This is a genomic window from Rhodopila sp. (genome assembly GCF_035548235.1).
In the GTDB taxonomy this organism is placed as follows: Bacteria; Pseudomonadota; Alphaproteobacteria; order Acetobacterales; family Acetobacteraceae; genus Rhodopila.
The window spans coordinates 1-7,945 of sequence record NZ_DASZTJ010000054.1 but is presented as its reverse complement, the minus strand read 5'-3'; the positions used below and the strand labels follow the sequence as shown (position 1 = coordinate 7,945).

Here is a 7,945-nt window from a genome sequence, read left to right as displayed (position 1 = left end):
GGCCGGACAAAACCGCCTCGCCGTCCCTGCCGACGTCAGGGCGCTCGTGATGGTGGGCATCTGCGGCGGGTTCACGACTTTCTCGTCCTTCAGCCTGCAGACCCTGGACCTTGCCCGCGACGGGCGGTTCGCGCAGGCGATGGGGAACGTCGCGTTGTCGATCGTGCTATGCCTGGCCGCCGTCACCGCCGGCCATTACGGCGCGGAGTCGCTGAAAGGCGCGCGTTCCGGCATCGATCGTGCGGAACGTCCCGTGCCGGCCCACACCGCCGTCGCCGTGCTGAACCGGCCGGAGCGAGCGGATGCGCTGCTCGACGCCGCCTCGGGCCTGCTGCGGACGCTCGGCGGCGGCCGGATCACGGCGCTGGCCGTGCGCATGCCGCCGGTCGACACCATCCTGCCGTCCGAGGAAGTCATGACCGCCGAACGCGAAACCTCGGTCAGGGCGGAACAGGAAGGCTGGGCCCAGGCGCTTCGCAAGCGCGTCACAGCCTGGGCCTCGATCCCCGGCATGCCGGTGGATTTCATCGATGTCGAAGGCGACGCCGCCCAGATCGCCGCCGACCAGGGACGCCATGCCGATGCGATCGTGATCGAGCGGCCGGAGGACCATGAGCCGGAGCGGATGCGCGATTGCCTGCACGCCGCGCTGTTCGAGACGGACCGCCCGGTGCTGGTCATCCCACCGGGGCACCCGCGGCCGTTCGGCGACGTCGTCGCCATTGCCTGGAAGGACGACGAGCGAGCGGCGAAGGCCCTACGCTCCAGCCTGGACCTGCTGAGGAAGGCGCGGGCGGTGCATGTGCTGTGCGCCGGCGACACTGCCAGCGTGCCGCCGACGCTGACGGAGCATGGCATCGCCACGACCCTGCACCAACTGGCGGTCGACGAACCGGTCGGCGACGTGCTGCTGGCGGGCGCGCACCAGGCGGGGGCGGACCTGCTGGTGATGGGAGCGTTCGCGCATGGGGAATGGCGCGAACGGATCTTCGGCGGCGCCACCCGGACGATGCTGGCGAAGGCGGACTTGCCGCTATGGATGCGGCACTAAAGCGCGATGACCGGAGGCGGCATCGCCGCAGGTCTGAATCGCGCGGTCAAACCAACAAGCGCGATGACCGGAGGCGGGGTCAGCGTAGCCGCTCGATCAGCGACATCGCGGCGGCCGGGTTGCGTTCCTTGAACCCGCTGATGACATAAAGGAATACGTCCCGGCCGGCTTTCGTTTGTTTTGGCTTGGAGACGGCCTGCAGATCGTCAGGCACCCCGCCGCGCGACCAGGCCCGAGCGCGGTCGGCCCAGGCGGCGAGGGCGGCGGACGAATAGCCGGTGGCTTCATTTTCCGTCGTCCCCATGATGCGGGCATAGACGAACGGCGCAGTGGCATCGGCGATCTGGGGATACTTGGAATCGCCCGCCGTCACGACCGCGACGCCATGGTCAGCGATGAGATCGATGAACTCGGCACATCGGAAACTTTCGTGCCGGACCTCGACCGCGTGACGGATCGCCCGCCCTTCCACGGTTCGCGGCAGCAGCTTGAGGAAAGCCGCGAAGTCGTCCCGGTCGAACGCCTTGGTCCCCATGAACTGCCAGTTGATCGGTCCCAGCTTGTCGCGCAGCAGCAGCACGCCGGACGCGAAGAAGCGCTCGATCGACGATCCTGCCTCGGCCAATACGCGCCGGTTGGTAACGAAACGAGGGCCTTTCAGCGCGAACACGAAATCATCGGGCGTCTCGTCGTGCCAGCGGGCGAAGCTGTCCGGCTTCTGCGAGCCGTAATACGTCCCATTCACCTCGATCGAGGTCAGCGCTCGGCTGGCGAATTCCAACTCGCGCTTCTGCGGAAGCCCCTTCGGATAGAAGGTCCCGCGCCACGGTTCGAAGGTCCAGCCACCAATCCCCACGCGGATATGCGACATGCTGCCAGCCCCTGTCCTGTGTCCGGCCTTGAGAACGCATCGGCCATGTTCTGGTTACAGGGCGCCGCGGGCCGGGATCAAGGCCGGGCCCGCGGACAAGGTGGACGCCTCTTTCGTCAGGGCGGGCGCGCCTCCAGGGGCGGGCGCGCCACCAGGCCGGACTTGGCCCGGCCTGGTGGCGGAAGGCCTCAGCCCTGGTCGTTCTGGTCCAGGTTCACGCCGACGAACAGCGGCTGGCCGTTGCGCAGGACCCGCAGCGCCACCGCATGGTCGTTGGTGGTCGCGGTGCGGATCGCCCTCACCGCGGCTTCCGGGTTGTCGACCGGATGGGTACCGACGCCGACGATCACGTCGCCCGCCTGAAGCCCGGCCGCGTCGGCCGGAGAGCCAGGCTGCACCGCTCGCACGACCGCGCCCTTGGTGCCTTCCGGCACGTCCAACTGACCGCGCAGGTCAGGCGAAAGCGGCGCCAGGGCCAGGCCGATGCGGCCTTTCTTCTCGACCCCGTGATTGTCGTTGCTGGCCGTCTGATCGTTCGGCATCTGCTCGACCTTGACGGCAACATCCTTGGTCTGCCCGTCGTGCAGCACCGTCAGATGCGCTTCGTCGCCCGGCTTCACGCCGGCGACGTTGACCGCCAGCTCACGCGGGTTCTTGATCTGGATGCCGTTCACCTGCTCGATCACGTCGCCCGGCTGCAGACCGGCCTTGGCGGCGGGGCTGTCAGGCTGCACGCCGGCCAGCAGCGCGCCCTGGTTCGGCTTCAGATGCATCGCCTCGGCCGTCGTCGGCGTGATCTCCTGGGCCTCCACGCCCATGAAGCCGCGGGTCACGTGACCGGTCTTCTCAAGCTGCTGCGTTACGGCGCTGATCATGTCGGAGGGGATGGCGAAGCCGATGCCGACCGACCCACCGCTGGGCGAGAGGATCGCGGTGTTCATGCCGATCACCTTGCCGTCCTGGGTGAACAGCGGGCCGCCCGAGTTGCCCTGGTTGATCGGTGCGTCGACCTGGATGAACTGATCGTACGGGCCGGCGCCGATATCGCGGCTGACCGCCGAGACGATGCCGGCGGTCACCGTTCCGCCCAGGCCGAACGGATTGCCCATCGCCACGACCCACTCGCCCGGCTTCACGTCACGCGAATTGCCGAGATGGATGAAGGGGAGCGGCTTTTTCGCGTCGATCTTCAGCAGCGCGATGTCGGTGCGCGGATCGGTGCCGATGACCTTGGCCGGCAGCACCGTGCCGTCATCCAGCGTCACGCTCAGGGACTTCGCGTCCTTCACCACGTGGTTGTTGGTCACCACATAGCCATCGGCGCTGATGATGAAGCCGGACCCCCGAGCCTCCACGGCATGGGCCTGGGGATGCTGCGGGATCATCTGGTTGAAGGGGAACGGAAGCTGCTGCATCGGCCCCTGGCCTTCCCCGCTGTCGAAAGACGCGGGCGTCGCCTTCAACTTATTGGTGATCGACACCACGGCAGGTTTCACCTGCGTCACGAGGTTGGTGAAGTCCGGCAGCGCATGCGCTTGCAGTTGCGTATCCGGTGGATTGACCGGCGCTTGCGCGAGGGCGCGATCGCCCAGCGCGTATCCGCCCAGCGCGGTGCTGGCGAGCAGCGCGACGGCGAGCGCCGAATAGCGTAGGGTCTTGCCCGACCGGGACGGTTGTTGCGTATCCATACGACCTTTGGCTCCTGTTCCGTATCTGGGTCTTTGCCCGGATCATGTGACGCGTTCGGTGCGGTTGCGGTTTCGTCGAGGAGCACCGAAGACGTTCGGAACATGCGGACGCGCGGTTAACCGTTCTCTAGGCGGAGCGATTAAACTCGCGTCATTCCGGCCGGCGCGCGACCGGCAGGCGGTCCGGCCGAAAAGGCCGGTTATGGTAGGCGATGGCAGGGGTGGAGGGTCTCGAACCCCCAACCTCCGGTTTTGGAGACCGGCGCTCTAGCCAATTGAGCTACACCCCTTCGCCCATCGGGACCGCGATCCGACCCCAGCGAGGCGCCTGGGGATATACGATTTCCCGTCGAAGTCAAATAGGAGTCGCGGGGCGGCCCGGGTCGCGCGTCGAATGTCGGGATGCGTGCCCATTGGGGGACACCGGATGGGACTGCCGCACGGGACAGGGACGGCCGATGCCGCCCCTGTCCGCCATGTGGCTACAGGCCGGCCTGGGTGACGAACTTGGTGTTCAGATAGGCCTCGATCGCCTCCGACCCGCCTTCCGAACCATAGCCCGAGTCCCGCACACCGCCGAACGGAACCTCCGGCAGCGCCAAGCCCAGGTGGTTGATGGTCATCATCCCCGCCTCGACCGAGGCGGCGATCTGGTTCGCCGTCTTCGCCGACCGGGTGAAGGCGTAGGACGCCAGGCCGTAGGGCAGCCGGTTCGCCTCGGCCACGACGTCGTTCATGCCCTTGAACGGCGAGATCACCGCCAGCGGGCCGAACGGCTCCTCGTTCATCACGCGGGCTTCCAGCGGGACGTCGGTGATGACGGTCGGCTCGAAGAAGTTGCCCTTGTTGCCGATCCGGTTGCCGCCGGTCTTCACGCGGGCGCCCTTCTGCTGCGCGTCGCCGATCAGCGTCTCCATCGCGGTGATACGGCGGGTATTGGCCAGCGGGCCCATCTGCGTGCCGGTGTCCAAGCCGTCACCGATCTTCAACGTCTTGGCGTGCTGCACGAAGCTCTCGACGAACTGGTCGTACACCTTCTCCTGCACCAGGAAGCGGGTCGGGGACACGCAGACCTGGCCGGCGTTGCGGAACTTCGCACCGGCCAGCACCTTGCTGGCGACCGCGACGTCGGCGTCGTCGAACACGATCGCCGGAGCATGGCCGCCCAGTTCCATCGTCACGCGCTTCATATGCGCCCCGGCCAGCGCCGCAAGCTGCTTGCCGATGGCGGTCGAGCCGGTGAACGACATCTTCCGGATGATCGGATGCGGGATCAGGTACTCCGAGATCTCGGCCGGCACGCCGTAGACCAGGTTGATCACGCCGGCCGGCACGCCGGCGTCCGCGAACGCGCGGATCAGCTCCGCCGGGGAGGCCGGGGTCTCTTCCGGCGCCTTGACGATGATCGAGCAGCCGGCGGCCAGCGCCGCGGACAGCTTGCGCACCACCTGGTTGATCGGGAAGTTCCAGGGCGTGAAGGCGGCGACCGGACCGACCGGTTCCTTGATCACCAACTGATAGACGCCCTCGGCGCGGGCCGGGATGACGCGGCCATAGGCGCGGCGGGCTTCCTCGGCGAACCAGTCGATGACGTCGGCGCCGGCCAGCGTCTCGCCCTTGGCCTCGGCCAGCGGCTTGCCCTGCTCCATGGTCAGCAGCCGCGCGATGGCGTCAGCCCGTTCGCGCAGGATGTCGGCGGCCTTGCGCATGACCTTGGAGCGGTCGAACGCCGACACCTTCCGCCACACATGGAACCCTTTCTCCGCCGCTTCCAGCGCACGGTCCAGGTCGGACTTGTCGGCATGGGCGACGGTGCCGATCTTCTCGCCCGAGGCGGGGTTGACGACGTCGATGGTGCGGCCGCCGGCCGCCTTGGTCCAGGCGCCGTCGATGAAAAGCGTTACGTCGGAATACATGCTGTCCTACCCTTTCTGATCGTCGGCTGCTGCCTGCCTGACAGACGCGGCAGATGGCACCAGTTTGCCGAGGGTTCAACCATGCGGATGCCGCTATGTCCATACACGCACAGCGTCCGAGGCCCTTGCCGAAGCACCCGAGCGGTGGTTGAAGGGCGCCCATGCGCACGATGATGACCGCCCTCGCCGCCACCCTGCTCCTGGCCATTGCCCCCGGCGCCTGGGCGGCACCGCCGGACGTCCAGGTCACCAACGCCTGGGCCCGCGCCTCGGCCGGCCCTGCGAGCACGGGCGCCGCCTATGTATCGCTGACGGCTGGCGCCCAGGCCGATCAGCTCATCGGTGCCAGCACGCCTGTCGCGCAGACCGCCGAGGTGCATGAAAGCACGAACGAAGGCGGCATCATGCGGATGCGCGCCGTCCATACCCTCGACATCCCGGCCGGGAAGACGGTGACGCTCAGCCCCGGCGGCTACCACATCATGATGTTCAACCTGCACCACCCGCTGGTGGCGGGGCAGGACTTCCCGCTGACGCTGACCTTCGCGCATTCCGCGCCGGTGACGGTGACCGTGGCGGTACGCCCGATCGGCGCCGCCGCGATGCAGGGCCATCCGATGGGCGGGATGGACCATGGCGGGATGAACCACGGGATGATGGGGAAGACGCAATAGGGCTATCGCGACAGGGCGCTTCCTTGTCACGGGCGAGCGATCTGCGTCACGACAGGACCTTCTACGTCATGGCCCGACTCGACCGGGCCATGACGGGGTAACGCCGTTACGGGGTCGGGCCGTGACGAGGTCTGGCTATGACGGGGGCGGTTGGGCGGTCACCCGATCCGCAGCAGCCGCGCGCCCTCGGTCCGCAGCCAGGCGATCCCCGACTTGGTGTGCGGGGTCAGTTCGTCCACCAGGGCCCAGAACTGCCGGCCATGGTTCATATGCCGCAGATGCGCGACCTCGTGCGCCACGACGTAGTCCTGCACGAAGGTCGGGGCCATCACCAGCCGCCAGCTCAGCATCAGCGACCGGTCCGGCGCACAGCTTCCCCAGCGGGTCCTGGTGTCCTTCACCGTTACGCGCTTCGGCGACACGCCAATCAGCCCGGACTTCGCCATGGCCAGCGCCCCGAGACGGCGCTTCGCCTCCTGCCGCAGGAAGTCGCGGGCGCGGCGTTCCACGAACTCGGGCGCGCCCGTCACGTGCAGTTCCTCGTCCAGCAGCCAGGCCGCCCCGCGCGCCTGGGGCACGTGGCGGATCCGGTGCGGCACGCCGCAGATCGGCACCGTCGCGCCATCGGTCAGCGCCACCGCCTCGGGCAGCGCGGCCAGCCGGTCGGACACCCAATCGGCATGCCCCATCAACAGGGCCATCCCGGCCTTCCGACTGGCGCGCATGGGCAGGGTCACGACGACGGCACCTCCGGTCGGGTCGATCCGCAAGGAGATGCGCCGCGCACGCTTGTTCCGGCGCCAGCAGACCCGAGCGGGACCGGCCGGCAGGGCGAGCGTTTCGGGGGGAAACTCCTCCATTGCGTCAATGCACCGGGGCCGGGGTGATTCGTCAATGGACGTGTGAACCGGACCCTCGTATGAATGTTATGGTATAACGTTCCAGAGAACCCCCATGCGCCGCCGCCACCTTCTCGCCGCCGCCCTGTTCGCCGTCGCCCCAAAGCCGAGCCGCGCGGCGGCGGGACAGGCGACAAGGGGGAAGCTCCCCCTGATCGCGACGTTCTCGATCCTGGGCGACATGGTCGCGTCCGTCGGCGGGGACGATGTCTCGGTCCGCGTGCTGGTCGGCCCCAACCAGGACGTCCATATCTATGAGCCGGCTCCGCGCGACCTGCGCGACGTGGTCGCGGCCTCGGCGGTGGTGGAGAACGGCCTGGGGCTGGAGGGCTGGATGGCCCGCTTGACCGGCGCCGCCGGCTTCAAGGGCCGGACGATCGTGGCCGCGGCCCAGGTCAAGCCTCGGACCATGAAAGAGGATGGCGCCATCGCCACGGACCCGCATGCCTGGCAAAACCCCCAGAACGGCGTGCTGTATGCCCAATCGATCGCGGCGGGACTGTCAGCCGCCGATCCCGCGCATGCCCAGGCCTACGCCTCCGCCGCCACCGCGTATGAGGACGCGATCCGCCAGGCCGACGCCCGCATCGAGGCCGCTTTCGCCTCCATCCCCGCCAACCGGCGCCGGATCATCACCACGCATGACGCGTTCGGCTATTACGGCGCGCGCTACGGCATCGAGTTCCTCGCCGCCGAGGGGATCAGCACCGAGTCCGAACCTTCGGCCAAGCAGATCGCCGCACTGGTCCGGCAGATCAAGCGCGAGAAGATCCATGCCGTCTTCATCGAGAACATGACCAGCGACCGCATGGCGAAGATGCTGGCGCGGGAGACCGGGGCGGTACC

The 7,945-nt window shown here is 68.1% G+C and carries 7 protein-coding genes and 1 tRNA gene; 3 read left to right on the top strand and 5 right to left on the bottom strand.

The genetic code is table 11. The features are described from left to right. Positions 1-1,051, top strand: a 1,051-nt coding sequence (locus tag VHB27_RS04685) for a CrcB family protein (RefSeq protein WP_325597768.1), incomplete at its 5' end; no start/stop codon positions are given. Between the two features lie 79 nt (positions 1,052-1,130). Here the strand turns inward: VHB27_RS04685 and VHB27_RS04680 are convergent. The 4 genes from VHB27_RS04680 to VHB27_RS04665 form a co-directional block, all read right to left on the bottom strand. After that, positions 1,131-1,922 carry a DUF72 domain-containing protein gene (locus tag VHB27_RS04680; protein WP_325597767.1) on the bottom strand — a complete coding sequence of 264 codons (792 nt, stop codon included), beginning with the start codon at positions 1,920-1,922 and terminating at the stop codon, positions 1,131-1,133. A gap of 188 nt (positions 1,923-2,110) precedes the next feature. Then, positions 2,111-3,610: a DegQ family serine endoprotease gene (locus VHB27_RS04675; protein WP_325597766.1), complete on the bottom strand. Its 1,500-nt coding sequence runs from the start codon at positions 3,608-3,610 to the stop codon at positions 2,111-2,113. A 213-nt stretch (positions 3,611-3,823) separates the two neighbouring features. After that, positions 3,824-3,900, bottom strand: a tRNA-Trp gene (locus VHB27_RS04670). Positions 3,901-4,092: 192 nt separating this feature from the next. Further along, a complete protein-coding gene (locus VHB27_RS04665) occupies positions 4,093-5,526 on the bottom strand; it encodes an NAD-dependent succinate-semialdehyde dehydrogenase (RefSeq protein WP_325597765.1) in 1,434 nt (477 codons plus the stop codon). Positions 5,527-5,687: 161 nt separating this feature from the next. Between VHB27_RS04665 and VHB27_RS04660 the strand changes: the two genes are divergently transcribed. Further along, positions 5,688-6,200 (top strand): copper chaperone PCu(A)C, encoded by a 513-nt coding sequence (locus VHB27_RS04660; protein WP_325597764.1) that lies wholly within the window; start codon positions 5,688-5,690, stop codon positions 6,198-6,200. Between the two features lie 158 nt (positions 6,201-6,358). Here VHB27_RS04660 and VHB27_RS04655 read toward each other — a convergent pair whose 3' ends face one another. Beyond that, complete coding sequence (locus VHB27_RS04655; RefSeq protein WP_325597763.1) at positions 6,359-7,060, bottom strand: M48 family metallopeptidase; 702 nt, start codon at positions 7,058-7,060, stop codon at positions 6,359-6,361. 94 nt (positions 7,061-7,154) lie between these two features. Between VHB27_RS04655 and VHB27_RS04650 the strand changes: the two genes are divergently transcribed. Further along, on the top strand, positions 7,155-7,945 hold a 791-nt coding region (locus tag VHB27_RS04650; RefSeq protein ID WP_325597762.1), incomplete at its 3' end, for a metal ABC transporter solute-binding protein, Zn/Mn family.

Excerpts from the sequence above, each read along its gene's own strand:
- VHB27_RS04680 (WP_325597767.1), bottom strand. The coding sequence starts at position 1,922 with ATGTCGCATATCCGCGTGGGGATTGGTGGCTGGACCTTCGAACCGTGG.
- VHB27_RS04675 (WP_325597766.1), bottom strand. The coding sequence starts at position 3,610 with ATGGATACGCAACAACCGTCCCGGTCGGGCAAGACCCTACGCTATTCG.
- VHB27_RS04665 (WP_325597765.1), bottom strand. The coding sequence starts at position 5,526 with ATGTATTCCGACGTAACGCTTTTCATCGACGGCGCCTGGACCAAGGCG.
- VHB27_RS04660 (WP_325597764.1), top strand. The coding sequence starts at position 5,688 with ATGCGCACGATGATGACCGCCCTCGCCGCCACCCTGCTCCTGGCCATT.
- VHB27_RS04655 (WP_325597763.1), bottom strand. The coding sequence starts at position 7,060 with ATGGAGGAGTTTCCCCCCGAAACGCTCGCCCTGCCGGCCGGTCCCGCT.